The sequence below is a fragment of the Paenibacillus sp. FSL L8-0644 genome (assembly GCF_038008165.1).
Taxonomy (GTDB): Bacteria; Bacillota; Bacilli; order Paenibacillales; family Paenibacillaceae; genus Paenibacillus; species Paenibacillus polymyxa_D.
This window is the reverse complement of the sequence record NZ_JBBOYN010000001.1, coordinates 923,798-942,971: the sequence shown is the minus strand read 5'-3', so window position 1 is coordinate 942,971 and position 19,174 is coordinate 923,798. Positions and strand designations below refer to the sequence as shown.

Below are 19,174 nucleotides of genomic sequence, written 5' to 3'. Positions count from 1 at the left end.
CCCTTACACTAAACCTGATCATGAAGTATGACGAATAAAAGGCAAAATGAGAGTTACCGCTTTATACCTCCCCTTCATACTCAAAGATCCACAAATCTTGAAAGTCTCAAACAGCTCGTCCATGGTTTAAGTTCTTAAATTTGCTTTCATGGTCTGTGTGAAACCACTGGACATCTCTTAAGGCGCCTTATACGGCAGCGAAGGCATGGGGAAATCAGATCAGATCCACATCCTTGTTAGGACCTGCACTATGTACAATGATTTCTCAATTGAATAGGTCAATCAACACGCAAATGCAGTACTACTTCTGCTGAAATTTGACATAAGTTACCCAACTTTCGCACCTAGATTATTAGCCTAAACTCTTGATTTTGTAAGATAAGTTCACCTTTTTTTACTAATTTTTACAAAAAAAACACCTTGCTTGTCTGGTATTATGGAAGTACGACCAACCATAACCAAAAAGAAAGGTGTGTAACCATATGTTACAACAACATTGAAAAAAGAACAAATCGTCGTAATAATATAAATATATTTGATTCCACATCATAATACTTTAAGGAGATAAAATAATGGTTCTTAACCTAGTAGATATGGAAAATTGGAAATGAAAAGAATATTATACGCACTATATGCAGAGTTTACGTTGCACCTATAGTTTAACAACGAATATAGACATTACATGTTTACGAAGCGAAATAAAAAAGTTGAACAAAACAATGTATCCGGTATTGATTTACATGCTAGCAAGTGTTGTGAATCAGTATCAAGAGTTTCGGATGAATACAGATAGTGAAGGACGTTTAGGTTATTGGGATCAATTGAATCCAGGTTACACAATCTTTAACAAAGAGAAAGAGACATTTGCAAGCATATGGACTAAGTATAATCCGTCTTTCTGCAATTTTTATGATACATGTACTGGCGATATTGCAAGCTACTCAAGCTCAACTGTTTTAATGCCTAAGCCCAATGAACCACAAAATTTATTTAATATATCCAGTTTACCTTGGACGAGTTTTACAAGTTTAATCTTAATGTATATACCGATGGTGGTTATCTACCTCCAATCTTCACGATTGGTAAATTTATTGAACACGATAATAAAGTTTTAATGCCTTTGGCAATACAAGTACATCACGCCGTATGTGACGGGTTTCATGTGGGGAGATTCATTAATACCTTACAAGAATTAGCGGATAATTATAGTGAATGGATGTATACCTAAGTATGCTGCCTCGTTACTGTGGGTGGGGTAAAATAAATGCTCTCTTTTATCTCAACTACGCAGATAAAAGAGAGTATTTTAGGCATTCCATTAGTTAAGAGGAATGTATAACTTTATTCCCACTCAATCGTTGCTGGTGGTTTGGAAGTGATATCGTACACGATACGATTCACGTTATCCACTTCGTTTACGATACGAACGGAGATTTTCTCCAGCACATCCCAAGGAATACGTGCCCAGTCAGCAGTCATACCGTCGATGGAGGTTACTGCACGAATACCTACAGTGTAAGAATACGTACGAGCATCGCCCATAACGCCAACACTCTTCATATTCGGCAAAGCGGTGAAGTATTGCCAGATTTCCCGGTCCAGACCGGCTTTAGCAATCTCCTCGCGCAAAATGTAATCCGATTCACGAACAATGGTTAGCTTGTCCTCTGTCACTTCACCCAGCACACGAATGGCAAGACCCGGACCTGGGAATGGTTGACGCCATACAATCTCAGCTGGCAGTCCGCATTCTTCGCCGACTTTACGCACTTCGTCCTTGAACAGGGCATTCAACGGCTCGATTAGCTTGAACTTCATGTTCTCCGGCAAACCACCCACATTATGATGGGATTTAATGGTCTGTGCCGTTGCAGTTCCGCTCTCTACAATATCCGTATACAGCGTACCTTGTGCCAGGAAAGTAAAATCGTCGAATTGAGAAGATTCTTCCTCGAACACATAGATAAACTCGTTACCGATGATTTTACGTTTTTGTTCCGGATCATCGACTCCTGCCAGCTTGGACAAGAAGCGCTCACGTGCGTCAATTTTGACAACTTTCATATCAAATTTACCAACGAACGTCTCCATTACACTTTCGGCTTCACCTTTGCGCAGCAATCCATGGTCTATGAACATACACGTCAGTTGGTCACCGATCGCTTTGTGAATAAGCATCGCTACAACGGAAGAATCCACGCCACCACTTAAAGCACACAATACTTTTTTGTCGCCTACCTGTTGACGAATCTCGCGAATCTGATCTTCAATGAACGACTCCATCGTCCAGTTGCCTTCACAACCGCACACTTCATATAGGAAGTTGCTGATCATCTCGTTACCTTGAACGGAATGACGTACCTCTGGATGGAATTGCACCGCATACAGATTCCGCTCCAGGTTACTCATCGCGGCAATCGGCGCACTCTCTGTTCCTGCATCCAGTGTAAAGCCGGTTGGCAGATCTGTTACGTGATCCCCATGGCTCATCCATACGGTTTGACGAGAATCCAGTCCTTTAGCCAAGCGGGCATCCTGATTGAATTGCACGTCTGCTTTGCCATACTCACGCTTGCCCGCACGTTCTACCTTACCATCCAGTTGGTGGGCCATCAGCTGCATGCCATAACAAATACCAAAGATAGGAATGCCCAGGTCATAAATTGCCCGATCCACCTGAGGAGCATTGTCTGTATATACGCTGGAAGGTCCGCCTGAGAAAACAATCCCTTTTGGCGCCAGCTCTCTCAGCTTCTCCGCAGGCGTATTGTATGGAAGGAGCTCGCTATATACGCCGAGATCCCGAATTCTTCTTGCGATTAACTGGTTGTATTGTCCTCCAAAATCAAGAACTACAACGATTTCATTAGGCTTATTCATTACCGTGCCTCCCTCAATTGTTCGTTTCATTATACGCAACGATAAAACAAGACGTCAAGAAATCAACCGGAGTTGAGTGGGCATGAAAAGATTGTTAAAATGAATTGATTCTAAAATACTCAATCTGTTCGTAGGAGTGTAAACGATGGATGTGCTGAAGTGGATCGCGCAATTGTTCGAAGAATACGGCTACGGCGTCCTTTTTTTCGGCTTGCTGCTTGAGTTTATTGCTTTACCATTTCCCGGGGAAACCACCATGGCTTATGCGGGATATCTCTCCTATGCCGGTACCCTGGATTTCGGTAAACTGATGCTGCTAGCTTTTTTGGGCACGACCATCGGTATGACTATTACCTACTTTATCGGAAAGTGGGCTGGACTCCCCTTTATTCAGAAATATGGTAAATGGGTTTTGTTATCGCCGGACAAGCTTCAGAAAACACAAAAATGGTTTCAACGATATGGATACTGGCTTATTTTCCTTGGATATTTCATCCCCGGTGTCAGGCATTTTACCGGTTATTTTGCCGGAATTATTGTTCTTTCTTTCCGTAAATTTGTCTTATATGCTTACAGCGGCGCTTTATTCTGGGTCATCCTCTTTCTAAGCATCGGCAAGCTGTTTGGTCCCCAATGGGATGCCATTTTCCATTTGGTAGAGCTGTATGCACTGCGAATTGCGGGAGTCGTTGGGTTCATAATCCTGCTGTATATTATTTACCGGTGGAGAAGCTTCCTATTTAGCTCGCTACGCAAATCCGAAAAGTCGGTGAAAACCAGCAACAAGGATGACACGAAGTAATCACACTCATGCTGCCTTGCGGCTACGAGTCCTTGCATAATACATCAAAATCACGATAGATATCACAATAAACCCCCCACCTCCAGCCAAACCCAACGTACGCGGCTCCATCATTTCAATCGCCACCCCTGCACCAAGCATAGAACTCCGATGATTCCTTGACTCTACGCCGTCAGCATGCCCAACAATGGACCCTGTAAATACAATGGGGTCTCCCGTATTAATAATGTATCCAGACAAATGGCCCCTACCCCGCAAGCCAACTACCGCTTAATCCATAAGTAAAATCCCCAGCAACAAAAGACATACCAGTCCTCCCTTCACCGGAGCAAATCGCGAATGTCAGACTGCATTCGTTTCTATAATCGCAAGGCATAAATTCATATATTCAGAGCATACTAAGCCAACAAACTCCAATATCGGAGGATTTTACGTATGCCAAATCAGAATAAAAGTTGTCCACTTACTCATGTGTCCTCTAACTTGAAGGATAATGTGAATCATATCGAAAGCTCCTTTGGAAACAGCGGAGATGTAATCATTAAAGAGCTATTATGGATGCAAAAATGGCCAGCAGCTCTATTTTATATTGATGGTCTGGTCAATACTCAATTGCTCCATGATTCCGTTCTCCGTTCATTGATGCGAGTAAATGAACATCATGTACCGGAGGGCGCAGAACCATTCGACTATTTGAAGAATCAAGTTTTGATTGCAGGTAACTCAGGTAGTGTGGACGAAATGGATGCCTTATTCAACCAGATGCTATCTGGCGGTATTATCATTTTGCTGGACGGATACGCCAAGGGCATATGGATTGATGCGGTCGGTTGGGAGGATCGCAGTGTTAGCGAACCCCAATCCCAAAGTGTCGTACGGGGTCCAATGGAGGCTTTTACCGAAAATTTACGTACCAATACCGCTCTAATTCGTAGGCGAATCCGCGATCCGCGCCTGTGGATGGAAACAAGACAGATCGGTCAAGTCACTCATACCAATGTGTCCGTGATGTATATCAAAGGAATTGCTGACGAAGGGGTTATTCAGGAACTGAGAGAACGTTTGGACCGAATTGATATTGACGGAATTTTGGAAGGGGGTTACATCGAAGAGGAAATTCAGGATGAATCCTTCACTCCGTTTCCCACCATTTATAACAGCGAGCGTCCGGATTCGGTCGCTGCCAGCCTGTTGGAGGGGCGGATTGCTATCTTGGTGGACGGGACACCCTTTGTTCTGTTGATTCCTGCGCTATTCGTGCAATTTTTCCAGTCGGCAGAGGATTATTACCAACGTGCTGATATCAGCACGTTGCTGCGTTTGCTGCGTTTCTTTTCCTTTTTTATCGCTTTGCTTGCACCGGCAGTTTATATCGCGGTAACTACCTTTCATCAAGAGATGATTCCTACAAACTTATTGGTCAGTCTCGCTGCACAAAGGGAAGGCGTACCGTTTCCAGCCTTTGTCGAGGCGATGCTCATGGAAATTACTTATGAAATTTTGCGTGAAGCAGGAGTCCGAATTCCGAGGACAGTCGGACAAGCTGTATCTATTGTAGGCACATTGGTCATTGGGCAAGCAGCCGTGGATGCGGGGGTTGTCTCGGCGGCTATGGTCATTATCGTGTCAATCACCGCCATCTCCAGCTATGTTATTCCAGAAAACGGCCTGTCGATAGCGGTTCGTATTATACGCTTCGCCTTAATGATGCTAGCCGCAGCCTTTGGGCTTCTTGGAATATTGATGGGGTTAATCGTAGTTTTGCTGCACTTGACCAGTCTGAGATCGTTTGGAGTATCTTACATGAGTCCGTTTGGCCCCTATGTGGAAAGCGATATGAAAGATACGCTGTTTCGCTTGCCTTGGCCTCATATGACGAAGCGTCCTCAATCCATCTCTATCCAAAATACGATCCGCCAAAAAACGAAAAAAAGACGGATCGGTAATAAATCAAAAACCAGAAGGGATCAACCATGAAGCAGACCATACATTTGTTCTTCGTCTGGGGCCTGATTGCATTACTGTTAGGTGGTTGCTGGGATCGCCAAGAATTAAATGAGCTGGGCATAGCTATTGGGATCGGTGTGGATATAGAAGGAGACCAGTATCAGGTAACCGCTCAGGTGGTCATTCCTTCTGCTGTAGCTTCCAAATCTTCACCAAGTGCAGGCCCTCCAGTCGTTACTTATCAGGCCACTGCACCCACGATTCAAGAGGCCATTGAAAAAATGACGAATACAAGTCCGCGCGCCATTTACTTATCTCATATTCGTATGCTGATTTTAGGTGAGGAGTATGCGAGAAAGGGAATTGCTGATGCGATTGAAGCCATGATGCGAGAGCCTTTCACAAGAAGTGACTTTTATATTGCGATAGCCAAGAATAACAAGGCTTCTACGATGTTAAAGATCCCCACTCCAATGGAAAAGTTGCCGGCAAATAAATTATTTGCTTCGTTAGATACCTTAACCAAAACCTGGGCTCCTGCTACCAAAGTAACCATGGATCAACTTCTTAGCGATCTGGTTAATCCCGACATCCAGTCCACTCTGCCCGCATTGGAAGCTGTGGGAGATATAGAGTCGACCAATGAAAAAGGTATGGATGCCACCAAAAGTATATCGCCTGAAACCATATTGCGGTTTTCGGGTAATGGTGTATTCAAAAAAGACCGATTGCTGGGATGGATCAATGAACTTGACAGTAAAGGGCTCAGTTACATCAGGGATAAAGTGGAGTCTACAACGGGGCACACCGATTGTCAGGGTGGGGGTAACATTGCCCTATTAACCTTGAGTAGCGACACTCAAAAAAAAGTAATCATTCGTGATGGAGAACCTGTTATCTCTATATCAGTTACCAACAACAGCACAGTACGAGAAGTCAACTGCCAGCATATGAAGCTAGACAGTATGGACGATATTAAAGAAATTGAAGCCGCAAGCAATGAAAAAATTGTTGAAATTATGAAACATTCCGTAGAGACCGTTCGGCATGAGTTTAAGTCAGACATTTTCGGCTTTGGTCAACTGATTCACCAGTCCAAACCCGAGCTTTGGAAAAGACTAAAAGAAGAAAAAGAAAATCCATTTATGGACTTACAGATTGAATATAAGGCACAGACAAAGATTAAAAAAATTGGTTCCTTGTTTGAATCATTCCAAAAACAAATGAAGGAGTGAGCTGGGTGGAGGAGAAAGGGCGTATCAGCATCAGAAATATAGCCGTACTCGTATTTTTGAGTATTATCGGAGACTGCGTATTGGTGTATCCCTCCCTCATTACAAGCATATCCAAGCAGGATGCCTGGATCAGCTCATTCCTAAGTATCCCAGCAGGATTGGCTGTATTACTGCTACTCCTGCGGGTACATCAGCTATATCCTGATCTCACCTTTATTCAACTCTGCCAGAGAATTTTGGGACCGTGGCTAGGCTCCCTCATCTCGATATGGTATTTGTTCCATTTATTAATGAATTCCGCGATTTATTTAAGAGAGGTCGGGGATTTTATGAACAGCCAGACTTATGTTATGACGCCTCTGCCTGTTATCAATTTACTCTTAATTCTTGCGCTTATGTGGGGGATGTATATGGGATTAGAGCCTATTGCTCGTACGGCTCAAATCTTATTACCATTATGCTTGGCTTTCACTTTGTTTTTAATCCTGTGCTTGCTTCCCCAATGTGAAAGTCAGCAGCTTAAGCCTATGCTGGAGCAAGGTATTCCCAAGATTATGGAAGGCAGCCTATTTGCACTGTCCTACCCATTCGGAGAATTAGCTTTTTTACTCATGATTTTTCCCTATGTGAACAAAAAACCGGGTCTAAAAAAATCGGTTTTGCTAGCCGGACTTACTGCCAGCGTTCTGTTAAGCGTACTACTCTTGGTTTCTCTCATGGTTCTGGGCCCTTTTGTAACCGAACATAGTGTGTATACCTCTTATACGCTATCTAAAAAAATCAACATAGGAAATTTCTTGCAGAGAGTTGAATCCATGATGAGCATAGCCTGGATTATCACTACCTTTGTTAAAACCATTTTACACTTCTATGCCTTTACCTTAGGAATGACTCAGCTACTGCGATTAGACAATGTACGGACCTTTCTTGGCCCTAGCTTTATGATCCTGTTTGGTCTGATTATCGTGTCGGCACCCAACATTACTTATTATCTGGATACGATCGTCCACGCTTGGATTTATTGGGATTTGACGGATTCCGTTGTCCTGCCTTTACTGCTGCTTGTCGTATACAAGTTGAGATCGAAAGGCAATCATAGCCTGGGATCTGGTTGAGCCTCACCCTCAAAGGAAGGAGCATCGACATGCTGATTACCACTATCATTATCTGTATCGGCTTAGCCATCGCTGCCAAAGATTTGCCAGGCTTGTACCGAAAGCATCGCTTTAAGGATATGTTCGTGTACATCGTTATGCTCGGATTAGGCACATGGCTTAGTATTCTTGCTGCCAAATTAGAGGTTACGCCAAGTCCGCTGATTCTGATAGAGATCATCTATAACCCTGTTAACGCTTTTATTTCACATGTATTTGGCTTTTAGAAGGGAGGCAGCCACAAATGTCAAAAAAAGAACGTATCAGTGTTCGGCAAGTGACTGTCCTTATGTTTATGTGTTTAATCGGGGATATGCTCTTAATTTATCCGACTATGATTACGCATATTGCTCATCAGGATGCCTGGATCAGCTCTATACTGTCCATACCGTTAGGTTTAATTATTATTTACGTGCTCCTTCGTGTCCATGAACTCTACCCGGGCCTTACACTTATTGAAGCGATCCGTAAAATTTTCGGGCCTGTATTCGGAACCATTGTCTCCTGCTGGTATTTGTTTTATTTTTTAATGAACACCGCTCTTATTGCTAGAGAGGTAGGCGATTACCTGACTACCCAGTTATTTGTACAAACCCCTCTGCATGTCCTGCTCGTTATGGGAATTTCCCTAATGGTGCTTACTGCGCTAATGGGAATTGAAGTTTTCGGTCGTGTTAGCGAGATGCTATTACCAGCATATATATTAATCTTCTCCGGTCTGATCCTTGCACTCCTGCCACAAATTCAGCTTTCTAATGTACGGCCTGTTTTGGAAAACGGGTTAGCTCCTGTTGCTAAAGGAATGGTTCCAGGCGTGGCTATGCCTTTTGCCGAAATGTCTATTATGCTCATGGTTTTTCCTTATGTAAACAAAAAAGCCCATTTTAAAAAGGACATGTTGCTCGCCTCTCTTATAGGCGGATTCCTGATTAGCGTGTTTCTGCTTCTCTCTCTCCTTGTCGTTGGTCCCTTTGTGACCAATTATAGTCCATACATTTCTTCTGCTCTCACAACAAAGATTAACGAGCTCAATTATATTACACGAGTTGAATCGTTAGTAACTTTAACCTGGGCACTTGCTGCCTATTTCAAAGGTGTCCTTTTCTTTTACGCGTTTACTTTCGGAACAACCCAGCTATTCCGAGTTTCTAATATCCGCTCCTTTGTCATCCCCGCAGGAGCGCTTGTGTTTGGCATGACCATTTTGATAACCCCAAATGTGTTTTATTATGTAAGAACTCTTGTTTATCCCATGTCTACTTGGCATTATACAAACGGCTTGATCATTCCGCTTTTTTTATGGGGTGTTTATCTCTGCAAGCAAAAGTGGAAGCATCGACAGAACGCATCCAAAAATTAACAAAAACCTTTTGAAACCGATGCTTAAAGAAGCATAATCCGATTCCAAAAGGTTTTTTTGTTCTTCACTTACGCCATATCCTGAATGTATGCCAGCGCAGCATCAATGTGCCCTTTTACTCTTAAACCACGCCATTCGTGAACTAAGATACCATTTTCATCAATAAGGAACGTAGACCGAACAATGCCCATGTACTGCTTGCCATACATCTGTTTTTGCTGCCATACACCATACGTCTCAGCGACCTGATGCTCTTCATCAGATAACAACTGAAAAGGGAGTCCGTACTTGGCAATAAACTTGTCATGCTGCTTGAGTGGATCAGGGCTTATCCCCAGAATCACCGTGTTCAAACCTTCAAACTCCGTATGTTTATCCCGAAAATCACAAGCCTGGGTCGAGCAGCTAGAGGTCAAGTCCTTGGGATAGAAATATATCAACACCCTACTGCCTCGATAATCTGACAGCTTAACATGCTTTCCCTCACTGCCAGGCAATTCAAAATCCGGTGCCGCTTGCCCAATAACGGTAAATGCCGCGGACATCTCATCATCTCCTATCTTGTGGGGGTTCTTATATAACCTGACCTATGAGCCTGCCCCTCTGTAGCGGCGAATTCCCCAGTTCCATGCCAGTAAGCCCAAGGTCAGAAAGACAATCCCCATCACAGGAGTTAAGAGCGCCATATGGCGCATGTCCTCTCGGTGAAGGAACAGGGAGGCTGGATATACGCCAACAAAAGCAAACGGTAGTATCCAAGTCAGCACAACCTGAATGGCTCGGTTATAGATCGTTACTGGATAACGTCCGTAACCCTGAATATTGTACATGAGCGGAATAATTCCTGTCGGCGCATCCGAAAAAAACGAAAGGGAAGTCAATATGGTGTATATCCCCGTATAGATCGCCACGGCACTTAGGCTTAAAATGATCAGCGCCGGTATGAACCACCACTCCATAGCCAAGTCCATCTGTGCCCCGCTGATCCCCATTATAATCAGACCGATCACTGAGCCGACCAGTGCGGGCGGGTCCACATTTTCAAGGAAAATCTGGAACAGATTATACGCAGGACGGGTCATTACCCGGTCGAGTTCACCTTTTACAATATAACGCTCGCTAAAGTTCCAAAGGTTGACGAAACAGCTGAATAGTCCGTAAGGAACCATAAAAAATCCATAAACGAACACGACTTCATTTTCACTCCAGCCACCCAAACTGTCTGTGTGCATAAAAATAACCAGGATAAAAATAAGATTCGTGGCCTGAAACAACAGATCTGAAATAACTTCTACCCAAAAGTCGGCCCGATAGGTGAGCCGTGACTTCATGTAATTTTTTAAATATTCGCTAATGAGACCCAAATAGTACATCATCGGCTTACCCTCCCTGCACGAACAGACGTCTGCGCGCCAGTCGCCAAATGATGATCATCGGCACGAGCAGAACGACCAGCCAAATGATTTGGATACCCAGTACATTCCAAATGCCAACGCCTTTTACACGTCCCGTAAATACAGAGCCCGGCAAATAGGTAATTGCCTGAAACGGCATCCATTGGGCGATTGTCGCCAGCCAGCCTGGGAACAAACTAATTGGCAAAATCAATCCAGAAAACAGATCTACAACTACGCGCTTCATACGCATCATGCCCTCATTATTTTCGATAAAAAAGGCCGTTAATCCCGTAATAATATTGATCTGAGTGTTGATCATAAAGCTGAAAAACAGCATGACCAGAAAACCAACCCAGGCTACCGGATCCGTGGGAAGTTTCACCGGAAATAGCAGCAACGCAATCGCCATACCTGGAATCATAAACAACAGAAAACGGAACATTCCCTCGCCGAGTCCTTGCATAAATTTAACAAGTACATAGTTATAAGGTCGGATCATCTGAATTGCAATGCTTCCATCACGAATATCCGTCGATATCTCACGATCCAGATTGTTAAAATAAAAGGCTCTCGCCATCCACGATACGGCTACATACGTCGTCATCTGAGCAGCGGTAAAGCCTCCAATGCTACCCGCATCGCCATATATCGCTTTGTATGTGAAATAATACACGCCAATATTCATGCAATAAATAAGGATTCCTGAATAATAGTTCACACGATAAGCCAGCATCGTGAGAAATCGAATACGAATAAAATCGGTGTATACGCTAAGCATGAACTTTGGCCTCCACTACCGGATTGCCCTGGCGTTCCGCCGAGCCAGACTGATAGATACTGCGGACGATATCATCCGTGTTGGTTTCAATGATTTTGATATCCGTAATGTCCGTGCGACCGACTACGCAAGCGAGCACATCCGATACATTAATATGAAGAGGAATCCATACCTTGGCAGCCAAATCATTATCCACCGTCCAAGCCAATGGCATATCAGCAGTCCATGCCTGTAATTGCTCCAATTGGGTCGATGTGCCGAACTGGAACCGTACTTCTCGACCTGTACCCCAACGCGCCTTCAGATCCTCAAGACCACCATCATAAATGATATTCCCATCATCCAGCATAATGACGCGCGAGCACAGCGCTTCAATATCCTGCAAATCATGGGTCGTCAGCAAAATAGTCGTACCGTGATCCCGGTTCATGTCCTTCAGAAACTCGCGGATTTCGGACTTCACCATAATGTCAAGCCCAATGGTCGGCTCGTCCAGAAAAACAATAGACGGATTGTGCAGCAAGGCTGCTACCAACTCACAGCGCATCCGTTGCCCGAGACTAAGCTTGCGTACCGGGCGGCTTAGCAGATCCTGCAATTGCAGTCTCTCCACCAGCTCATCCAGCCTGCGTTTGAAGTCAGTAGCCGGAACCTGATATACTTTCCGCAGTAGTTGAAAAGACTCGATCACACCGATGTCCCACCAAAGCTGGCTGCGCTGACCGAAAACAACACCAATGTTGCCTACAAATTTCTCACGTTCCTCATAGGGGACATAACCGCCCACCTTGAGATGTCCCGATGTCGGCACGAGAATGCCTGTCAGCATCTTAATCGTGGTGGACTTTCCGGCGCCATTCTCACCGATATAACCGCATATTTCTCCTTGCGGAATACGGAAAGATATATCTTTGACCGCGGCTACCTCGTTGTACTCGCGGGCAAATAAATCAAGGAAGGCGCCTTTTAAGCCCTCGCGATTTTTTTGAACCTTAAATGTTTTGCGCAGATCCTGCACATCTATTGCCAGCATGTTATACCTCTCAATCAGGATTTGTAAAATCCATAGTTAAATTGATTGTGCTCCAAAAAGAAATTATAATGTAATGAACTGAAAAGCGAAAGGGAGAGCATCCATGACAAGCAGAACCAAAAGGACGATATGGTCGGTTCTAGCCGTGGTAATCGTCGCGATTGTCGGCTTTGCCGTGTACTATTTTACATCTATTTATAATCAGCTGGATAATCTGCATAAAGAGGGTGCTAACTCCCCCTTCAAAAATGTAAAGCAGGTCGATCAGGTTCGTACGCCAGAACCGCCCAAGTGGGAAGGTACCGATATGGTCAATATTTTGCTAATGGGTGTCGATGGGCGCGGTATCCAGAAAGGGGAAGTCCCCCGATCAGACAGCATGATGGTCGTGTCACTGGACCCCGTCAAGAAAAAAATCCACCTGTTCTCTATTTTGCGTGATACGTACGTGGATATTCCCGGTTACGGAAAAAATCGAATTAATACCGCCATTACTCACGGACCCAACACAGCCATGAAGACGGCTGGCGATCTGTTAGGCATTCCGGTGCAATATTATGTGTACACGGATTTCCAGGGTTTTATCAAACTGGTGGATGCCGTAGGCGGGATTGATTTTGAAGTGGAAAAGGATATGCATTATACAAGTAATGCAGATAAACATCAGTACGACATTGATTTGAAAAAGGGTATGCAGCATCTGGATGGCAACACGGCGCTTCAATATGTGCGGTTCCGCCACGATGCGATGTCCGACTTCTCCCGATCAGGACGGCAACGCGCATTTTTGGAGGCCGTAGCCCAGAAAATGCAGACCACGACTTCCATCGCCAACCTGCCGAACATTTTAGAGCAGGTTAACCCGTACATCGACACAAATCTCAGTGTTAACGATATGTGGAAGCTGGCGAATGTGGGGTACCAAAGCAACTTTGCAGGCAGTGAACAGGTTCCACCGATGAAGATGCTCGGAGAAGAGAATGTGGGCGGCGCGGCAGTTCTTACTGTCCGCGATCCGGAAGAACTGAAAACGTATGTGCAGGATATTTTTAATAATCCACCCACACAAACACAGGAACAAAATAAGGATCAGACCGAAACAAAACAGCCAGACAGTGCATCGTCTACCAAGACGGATAAAGCTTCTTTTACAGGGGGCAGTAAAGCCAGTGATGAGAATGCTTCCAAACAATCAACAACAAAGACAGGTCAAAAAGAGCTATAATGATGTATGCAGGGGCAGCCGTGAACGCTGCCCTTTGGCGTGTGTATACCCTATTTTAATGAACGGAAAGGAAGTTTTTGATGATGAAACGGGAAAACTCCGAAGCACTATATAAAGAGGCCCTGGAGCATATTGTCGGGGGCGTTAACAGCCCTTCACGTTCCTTTAAAGCTGTGGGCGGCGGTGCTCCAGTATTCATGAAACGCGCTCAAGGCGCTCATTTCTGGGACGAGGATGATAATCGGTATATCGATTATTTGGCGGCCTACGGCCCTATTATTACCGGACATGCTCACCCCCATATTACCAAGGCGATCAGCGAAGCGGCCGCGAACGGCGTATTATACGGAACCTCAACGGTATTGGAAATCAAACTGGCCAAGATGCTGAAGGAAGCCATTCCTTCTATGGACAAGGTCCGGTTTGTGAATTCCGGCACAGAAGCAGTCATGACGACGATTCGTGTGGCACGGGCTTATACTGGGCGGAACAAGATCATCAAATTTGCCGGCTGCTACCATGGTCACTCGGATCTGGTACTTGTAGCTGCTGGCTCTGGACCTTCTACACTGGGCATACCTGACAGTGCAGGCATTACAACCAACATTGCGAGCGAGGTCATTACTGTGCCATTCAATGACCTCGACGCGTTGCGCCAAGCTTTGGAGCGCTGGAGCGACGATGTGGCGGCAGTCATGGTCGAGCCTATTGTCGGTAATTTCGGCATGGTTATGCCGCAGCCCGGTTATTTGGAAGGGTTGTGCTCCATGGCGCGTGCGAACGGCTCACTCGTCATTTATGACGAGGTCATTACCGCATTCCGATTCCACTTCGGCTCTACCCAAACGTATGCAGGTTTGGACAACCATGATGCGATTCAGCCAGATTTGACCGCGCTGGGCAAAATCATGGGTGGTGGTCTGCCAATTGGTGCCTACGGTGGCAGCAAGCAGATCATGGAGCAGGTTGCCCCACTCGGCCCGGCTTATCAGGCGGGTACGATGGCAGGCAACCCGGCGTCCATCTCGTCAGGCATCGCCTGCCTTGAAGTCCTTCAAGGAGAAGGCGTGTATGAAGAGATGGAACGTCTGGCTGTGAGGCTGACGGACGGTATTCAGTCCTCTGCCGAACGCTATGGCGTGCCATTGACGATCAACCGTATTCGTGGAGCGTTCTCGACGCATTTCTGTGATCATCCGATCACGAATTACGCACAGGCGCAGGATACGGATAGCGAAGCATTCGCATCCTTCTTCCGTCACATGCTGGATCGAGGTATTCATCTGGCACCATCCAAGTACGAAGCCTGGTTCCTCACAACAGCGCATACGGACGAAGATGTAGATGCTACGCTGGAAGCGGCGGACGATTCGTTCCGGGCGATGTCACAAGGGAAGTAAACCCAGCAGTAAGTGATAGAATATGAATTTTGATAAGAGCTGGAAGTAGTCTTAGGGAAGGGTATTCGACCTCTGGGACTTCGTTCCGGCTTTTTTTATTTTACAACTGTACCCGTACAGTTTCAGATTTTATGGATTGTATCATGTTATGCCATCCGGGTATATTGAGAGAACCACAGGTTAAGGTCATGACTACGGAGGTTTATTATGCACAGTCGTTCCAGAAATGGAGCCGCCTATCTGGCAGCTCTCAGCTATGCAGCTATACTTGGATTTTCATTTTTATTTGTAAAATTGACGGTCACAGAGGCGAGCCCGCTGGATGTGATCGCCCACCGCTTTGCGCTGTCTTTTATCGCTTTGACCGTTCCAGTGCTGCTTGGTTGGATTAAGCTCAACATCAAATTGCGTGACATTCTGCGCATTTTACCACTGGCGCTGCTCTCGCCATTAGTGTATTTTCCACTGCAAGCCTTCGGGCTGATGAGCACTTCTTCATCGGAAGGTGGAATTATTCAAGCAACCGTTCCCATCTTTACGTTGCTGTTAGCTTCTTATTTTATTAAAGAGCGTACAACAGTAGTCCAAAAGATTTCCTTACTGCTCTCTGTCTTTGGTGTGGTTTTTATATTTGTAATGAAAAGCGGAGCACCGCTAGCGTCCAATAGCTATGGCGGTATTCTTCTGCTCGTGCTCTCTGCGATATGCCTATCCGGTTATAATGTACTGGCACGGCCCTTAACACAAAAGTACAGCCCCATGGAATTGACCTACGTTACCTCTATTTTGGGATGTATCGTTTTTAACGTGGTGGCACTGGGATATCATGCCATAGACGGCTCCATGAGCGCCTATACCGCTCCACTGGTGAAGCCTGGTTATTGGATGGCACTGATTTATCTGGGCATTCTGTCTACCCTCGTCACCTCACTGTTATCAAGCTTTGCCTTGAAGTGGATCGAAGCCTCCAAAATGAGTGTGATCGGTAATTTATCCACCCTCATTTCCATGATTGCCGGTGCTTACATTTTGAAGGAGCAGCTCGCCTACTATCACATTGTTGGGGCTGTGATGATCATTATCGGCGTGCTGGGTACCAATTTTGGAGGGCGAAAAAACTTCACGCCGATCAAAACAACTTCGGCAAAATCACAAAAGACGGGCTAAAAATGGATACTAATTTGCCTGCAAAAAAAAGAAATCTCCCAGCTGCGCAATTCCAGCCGGGAGATTTCTTTTTTCACTTCTTAGTCTTCGTCGGATTAAATAGGGTACGCCATGACACTCATTAACGCCAATTCCGGCTGTGTCGTGTCCAATCTGCTATATTGTACGATGATGGGCACATCGCTAGTGACCGTAATTGCGTAAGGAATGCCTGTCGGAATCCGTTCGCCGGATTTCTCCAACGAGGCTGTTCGGATATGACGGGTTCGTCTTCCTTCCACCACCTCGATCAATCCCTCCAATGGCTCGCGGTCTTCAAAATAGATGTCTATACTTAGATTTGCCACACGGCTCCCACAATTCAGCACGCATATACTCTCATGACTGAGCAGCTCTCCCCGGCTTTCCGGTGGAATATACCCATCGGGGATGACCCAGAATAGGCTGCCTCGCGGCTGATTAGCCACCTTTTCCTGAGAAAGTTCAGCATTTCCCATACTATTGGCCTCCTTCCTTTACCCATAATACTTTTTAGCGCATATGCCCTTTCTTCTAGCCGTATGGATTCTCCTTGGTACGCAACAGTTGAGCCAGAAAAGCAAGCGCCAATCCCTGACCCCAGCCCTGAATGCGTTTGTAGGGGACGTTTCGATAGCCGTCAATATCGTTCATCACAGCGGTTCCAGCGGATACACCCGTTACTGTGCCGTCGTCCTTAATGCGGGAAAGAATACCGTCGATCGCCTTTTGTGTGTATTTGTTAAACAACCGCCCTTGCATAAGCAAGGCAGTCGCGATTCCTGCCGAGCCCGAGGTTTCCAGATAAGAGGTATCATCATTCAGCACCGTATGCCACAGCCCTTCCGGGGATTGCAGTCGCACCAGCGCATTGAGCTGGTCACGCAGCGAGCCATCGATGATCATATAAGATGGATGCTGCACCTCCACAAATTTCAGCGCTTTTGCCATCGTGAGAGCTGCCCATGAATTGCCGCGCGCCCAATATATTCCTGACATCCGGCTTTGATTCGCATGATCCCATCCGTGATAATACAGATTCGTATCCGGGTCCTGCAAAAATTCTTCATGCCCGTGATATTGACGAACCCCATCCTCCCAATACTCTTTGTTGCCCAACAGATGACCGATACGCAGCAAATAATAACCGGCCATAAACATCGTATCCACCCATGCTTGCTGCGGAAATACATCATGAAGTGAGTTCACCGTATGCTGGAAAATGCCGTCGGCAAACCGTTCCGCTTTTTTGGCCAAAAATTCTGCCATCTCGATGGCAATATCAAGGTATTTTTGCTCACCTGTGGCCTGGTAAAGCGTCAACAAACAGTGCCCGACAGAAACGCCGTTCACCGAGAGAGATGGAAGCCCATCCTCAATACTTTCGTCAACCCATTCTTTCAGCTTGATCAAATACTTTTCGTTCCCTGTCGCTTCATACGCTTCGCATACTCCGTAAAAGGCTACTCCACCCGGCCAATCCCAGCTGTAGTGCATTTGAAATGTGCGTTCAACTACCCGGTCGATCACCTGCTTAACTTGTTCTTCATCAAATATCAATGCAGGCATTTCCACGTCCCCCCCTTTGGTAAGTTTCACGTGAGTTACCTCCTTGACGTCCGTATATGAATAGGTCGTCCTTCAACGTAAATACATGCGTAACGGTTGCAAATCCAGTGCCCTCACAGCATCCACCACCATGTCTGCAATACGAACCGCACCATTCTCATGAAAATGTGTGTTATCCTCTAAGCCGCCGGAAAAGTTCATGTATTCACCAGGCAGCAGCCACATAAAAAGCTCTTTACTCTCTTCGGGACCCAGCTGCTCATATAACTCCTGCGTGCGGGCAGACAAATCAATCAGCGGTACATTCGCTTCTTCCGCCAGCTCACGAACCGCTGTTACATAGTCACCATGTGTGTCAGATAGCGTACCATCCTCATTAAAATAGCGACGATGTACGGGCGTGACCAGTACCGGGGTTGCCCCATGGCTTCTTGCGCCGTCGATGTAGAGGCGAAGATGCTCCTTGTAGGTTGTAAAAGGCTCTGTAGCCCGCTCCGGGTCAGGCTTCTGATCATTATGGCCGAACTGGATGAACAGGAAGTCTCCTGCCTTTATTTCGCCCAAAATGGCACCCAGCCGTCCTTCGTCCACAAAGCTTTTGGAGCTTCTTCCCGATACGGCATGATTATCCACGCAGACATCATGCTTGAACAGGGCGGGCAAAGCCTGGCCCCAGCCAGTATACGGATAACCGGATGCGTCCTGATCCGTAACCGTGGAATCTCCGGCTAGGAATAGCCGGAGGGTCTGTGGCGCTGGCGCAATCTCCAGCGCATTGAGCCGTGGCGCGGTGCCTGATACGGTGAGGCGCAGCTTGCCACCCCGGACTGGCACCGCAAACAGGGCTTCGGTGAACTGGCCCGGCAGCGTCTGTACCGGGGGAAGCATGTGCTTGCCTTCACCAGCCTTGAGTCGCGTGAGCGTTTCCGCCTGCGAATCGCCGACCAGTATAGTGACGAGATACATCCCGTCTGGCACATCTGCAACAAATGCAGCGTTCAGTGGAATACAAAAGCTGCTTCGTAGCTGCGTGCGTGCATCCTTAGCTGCACACTGCCTTTTTCGACCGTACACATGCTCCGTAGTCTCGAAGCCATAGCCCTGTTCAGTTGTATATACGCAATCCGGAGACACTCCCTTGTAGCCATCCGCAGGTTCCCCCGGACCAAAATCAAACTTCCACAATTTACTCACCTCTCAGCCATCGCC

The 19,174-nt window shown here is 46.0% G+C and carries 18 protein-coding genes and 1 pseudogene; 10 read left to right on the top strand and 9 right to left on the bottom strand.

The genetic code is table 11. The features are described 5' to 3' along the window. The first annotated feature begins 632 nt into the window (after positions 1-632). A pseudogene (gene catA / locus NSS94_RS04295) lies at positions 633-1,228 on the top strand (type A chloramphenicol O-acetyltransferase). 113 nt (positions 1,229-1,341) lie between these two features. Here the strand turns inward: catA and guaA are convergent. Beyond that, positions 1,342-2,880, bottom strand: a complete 1,539-nt coding sequence (guaA, locus tag NSS94_RS04290; protein ID WP_013308777.1) for a glutamine-hydrolyzing GMP synthase — start codon at positions 2,878-2,880, stop codon at positions 1,342-1,344. A 145-nt stretch (positions 2,881-3,025) separates the two neighbouring features. On the opposite strand from guaA, the gene NSS94_RS04285 reads away from it, so the two are divergent. Further along, on the top strand, positions 3,026-3,682 hold the full coding sequence (locus tag NSS94_RS04285; protein ID WP_029515749.1) for a DedA family protein: 657 nt from the start codon (positions 3,026-3,028) through the stop codon (positions 3,680-3,682). A 6-nt stretch (positions 3,683-3,688) separates the two neighbouring features. On the opposite strand, the gene NSS94_RS04280 is transcribed toward NSS94_RS04285, so the two are convergent. Beyond that, on the bottom strand, positions 3,689-3,922 hold the full coding sequence (locus tag NSS94_RS04280) for a hypothetical protein (RefSeq protein ID WP_341038731.1): 234 nt from the start codon (positions 3,920-3,922) through the stop codon (positions 3,689-3,691). 195 nt (positions 3,923-4,117) lie between these two features. Here NSS94_RS04280 and NSS94_RS04275 point away from each other — a divergent pair, with 195 nt between their 5' ends. From NSS94_RS04275 to NSS94_RS04255, 5 genes are read left to right on the top strand one after another with little or no spacing between them, the layout of a single operon-like run. Further along, positions 4,118-5,659 (top strand): spore germination protein, encoded by a 1,542-nt coding sequence (locus NSS94_RS04275; protein ID WP_029515751.1) that lies wholly within the window; start codon positions 4,118-4,120, stop codon positions 5,657-5,659. Continuing rightward, entirely contained in the window at positions 5,656-6,864 is a 1,209-nt protein-coding gene (locus NSS94_RS04270; RefSeq protein ID WP_209949435.1) for a Ger(x)C family spore germination protein, read from the top strand. Before NSS94_RS04275 ends, NSS94_RS04270 begins: the two co-directional genes overlap by 4 nt. Positions 6,865-6,869: 5 nt before the next feature. Next, on the top strand, positions 6,870-7,979 hold the full coding sequence (locus NSS94_RS04265; RefSeq protein ID WP_029515753.1) for a GerAB/ArcD/ProY family transporter: 1,110 nt from the start codon (positions 6,870-6,872) through the stop codon (positions 7,977-7,979). 29 nt (positions 7,980-8,008) lie between these two features. Next, complete coding sequence (locus NSS94_RS04260; protein WP_029515754.1) at positions 8,009-8,245, top strand: hypothetical protein; 237 nt, start codon at positions 8,009-8,011, stop codon at positions 8,243-8,245. Positions 8,246-8,262: 17 nt separating this feature from the next. Next, positions 8,263-9,378 (top strand): GerAB/ArcD/ProY family transporter, encoded by a 1,116-nt coding sequence (locus tag NSS94_RS04255; RefSeq protein ID WP_341038728.1) that lies wholly within the window; start codon positions 8,263-8,265, stop codon positions 9,376-9,378. 68 nt (positions 9,379-9,446) lie between these two features. On the opposite strand, the gene bcp is transcribed toward NSS94_RS04255, so the two are convergent. The 4 genes from bcp to NSS94_RS04235 are packed head-to-tail and all read right to left on the bottom strand — an operon-like array spanning position 9,447 to position 12,586. Beyond that, positions 9,447-9,923 carry a thioredoxin-dependent thiol peroxidase gene (gene bcp / locus NSS94_RS04250; protein WP_029515756.1) on the bottom strand — a complete coding sequence of 159 codons (477 nt, stop codon included), beginning with the start codon at positions 9,921-9,923 and terminating at the stop codon, positions 9,447-9,449. A gap of 42 nt (positions 9,924-9,965) precedes the next feature. After that, a complete protein-coding gene (locus tag NSS94_RS04245; protein WP_025718032.1) occupies positions 9,966-10,754 on the bottom strand; it encodes an ABC transporter permease in 789 nt (262 codons plus the stop codon). 4 nt (positions 10,755-10,758) lie between these two features. After that, positions 10,759-11,553, bottom strand: a complete 795-nt coding sequence (locus NSS94_RS04240) for an ABC transporter permease (protein WP_025718034.1) — start codon at positions 11,551-11,553, stop codon at positions 10,759-10,761. Further along, positions 11,546-12,586, bottom strand: a complete 1,041-nt coding sequence (locus NSS94_RS04235) for an ABC transporter ATP-binding protein (protein WP_029515757.1) — start codon at positions 12,584-12,586, stop codon at positions 11,546-11,548. The genes NSS94_RS04240 and NSS94_RS04235 overlap by 8 nt, the downstream gene beginning before the upstream one ends. A 103-nt stretch (positions 12,587-12,689) precedes the next feature. Between NSS94_RS04235 and NSS94_RS04230 the strand changes: the two genes are divergently transcribed. The 3 genes from NSS94_RS04230 to NSS94_RS04220 all read left to right on the top strand — a co-directional run bounded on the left by NSS94_RS04230 (position 12,690) and on the right by NSS94_RS04220 (position 16,378). Continuing rightward, positions 12,690-13,811, top strand: coding sequence for an LCP family protein (locus NSS94_RS04230; RefSeq protein WP_029515758.1), 1,122 nt, complete (start codon positions 12,690-12,692; stop codon positions 13,809-13,811). Positions 13,812-13,894: 83 nt separating this feature from the next. Then, positions 13,895-15,211: a glutamate-1-semialdehyde 2,1-aminomutase gene (locus NSS94_RS04225; protein WP_274386683.1), complete on the top strand. Its 1,317-nt coding sequence runs from the start codon at positions 13,895-13,897 to the stop codon at positions 15,209-15,211. Between the two features lie 207 nt (positions 15,212-15,418). Beyond that, entirely contained in the window at positions 15,419-16,378 is a 960-nt protein-coding gene (locus NSS94_RS04220; protein WP_029515760.1) for a DMT family transporter, read from the top strand. A gap of 95 nt (positions 16,379-16,473) precedes the next feature. Here the strand turns inward: NSS94_RS04220 and NSS94_RS04215 are convergent, their stop codons facing one another. From NSS94_RS04215 to NSS94_RS04205, 3 genes are all read right to left on the bottom strand, one after another. After that, a complete protein-coding gene (locus NSS94_RS04215; RefSeq protein ID WP_029515761.1) occupies positions 16,474-16,875 on the bottom strand; it encodes a sensory rhodopsin transducer in 402 nt (133 codons plus the stop codon). A gap of 55 nt (positions 16,876-16,930) precedes the next feature. Beyond that, complete coding sequence (locus NSS94_RS04210) at positions 16,931-17,965, bottom strand: glycoside hydrolase family 88/105 protein (RefSeq protein ID WP_029515762.1); 1,035 nt, start codon at positions 17,963-17,965, stop codon at positions 16,931-16,933. 72 nt (positions 17,966-18,037) lie between these two features. Next, positions 18,038-19,150: a rhamnogalacturonan acetylesterase gene (locus NSS94_RS04205; RefSeq protein ID WP_341040387.1), complete on the bottom strand. Its 1,113-nt coding sequence runs from the start codon at positions 19,148-19,150 to the stop codon at positions 18,038-18,040. Positions 19,151-19,174: the final 24 nt, after the last annotated feature.

Bases quoted from the DNA above. Each gene is read 5' to 3' on its own strand.
- NSS94_RS04270 (WP_209949435.1), top strand. From the start codon at position 5,656: ATGAAGCAGACCATACATTTGTTCTTCGTCTGGGGCCTGATTGCATTA.
- NSS94_RS04220 (WP_029515760.1), top strand. From the start codon at position 15,419: ATGCACAGTCGTTCCAGAAATGGAGCCGCCTATCTGGCAGCTCTCAGC.
- NSS94_RS04215 (WP_029515761.1), bottom strand. From the start codon at position 16,875: ATGGGAAATGCTGAACTTTCTCAGGAAAAGGTGGCTAATCAGCCGCGA.
- NSS94_RS04245 (WP_025718032.1), bottom strand. From the start codon at position 10,754: ATGATGTACTATTTGGGTCTCATTAGCGAATATTTAAAAAATTACATG.
- NSS94_RS04210 (WP_029515762.1), bottom strand. From the start codon at position 17,965: ATGCCTGCATTGATATTTGATGAAGAACAAGTTAAGCAGGTGATCGAC.
- NSS94_RS04260 (WP_029515754.1), top strand. From the start codon at position 8,009: ATGCTGATTACCACTATCATTATCTGTATCGGCTTAGCCATCGCTGCC.
- NSS94_RS04240 (WP_025718034.1), bottom strand. From the start codon at position 11,553: ATGCTTAGCGTATACACCGATTTTATTCGTATTCGATTTCTCACGATG.
- NSS94_RS04275 (WP_029515751.1), top strand. From the start codon at position 4,118: ATGCCAAATCAGAATAAAAGTTGTCCACTTACTCATGTGTCCTCTAAC.
- NSS94_RS04285 (WP_029515749.1), top strand. From the start codon at position 3,026: ATGGATGTGCTGAAGTGGATCGCGCAATTGTTCGAAGAATACGGCTAC.
- NSS94_RS04255 (WP_341038728.1), top strand. From the start codon at position 8,263: ATGTCAAAAAAAGAACGTATCAGTGTTCGGCAAGTGACTGTCCTTATG.
- NSS94_RS04235 (WP_029515757.1), bottom strand. From the start codon at position 12,586: ATGCTGGCAATAGATGTGCAGGATCTGCGCAAAACATTTAAGGTTCAA.
- NSS94_RS04225 (WP_274386683.1), top strand. From the start codon at position 13,895: ATGAAACGGGAAAACTCCGAAGCACTATATAAAGAGGCCCTGGAGCAT.
- guaA (WP_013308777.1), bottom strand. From the start codon at position 2,880: ATGAATAAGCCTAATGAAATCGTTGTAGTTCTTGATTTTGGAGGACAA.
- bcp (WP_029515756.1), bottom strand. From the start codon at position 9,923: ATGTCCGCGGCATTTACCGTTATTGGGCAAGCGGCACCGGATTTTGAA.
- NSS94_RS04230 (WP_029515758.1), top strand. From the start codon at position 12,690: ATGACAAGCAGAACCAAAAGGACGATATGGTCGGTTCTAGCCGTGGTA.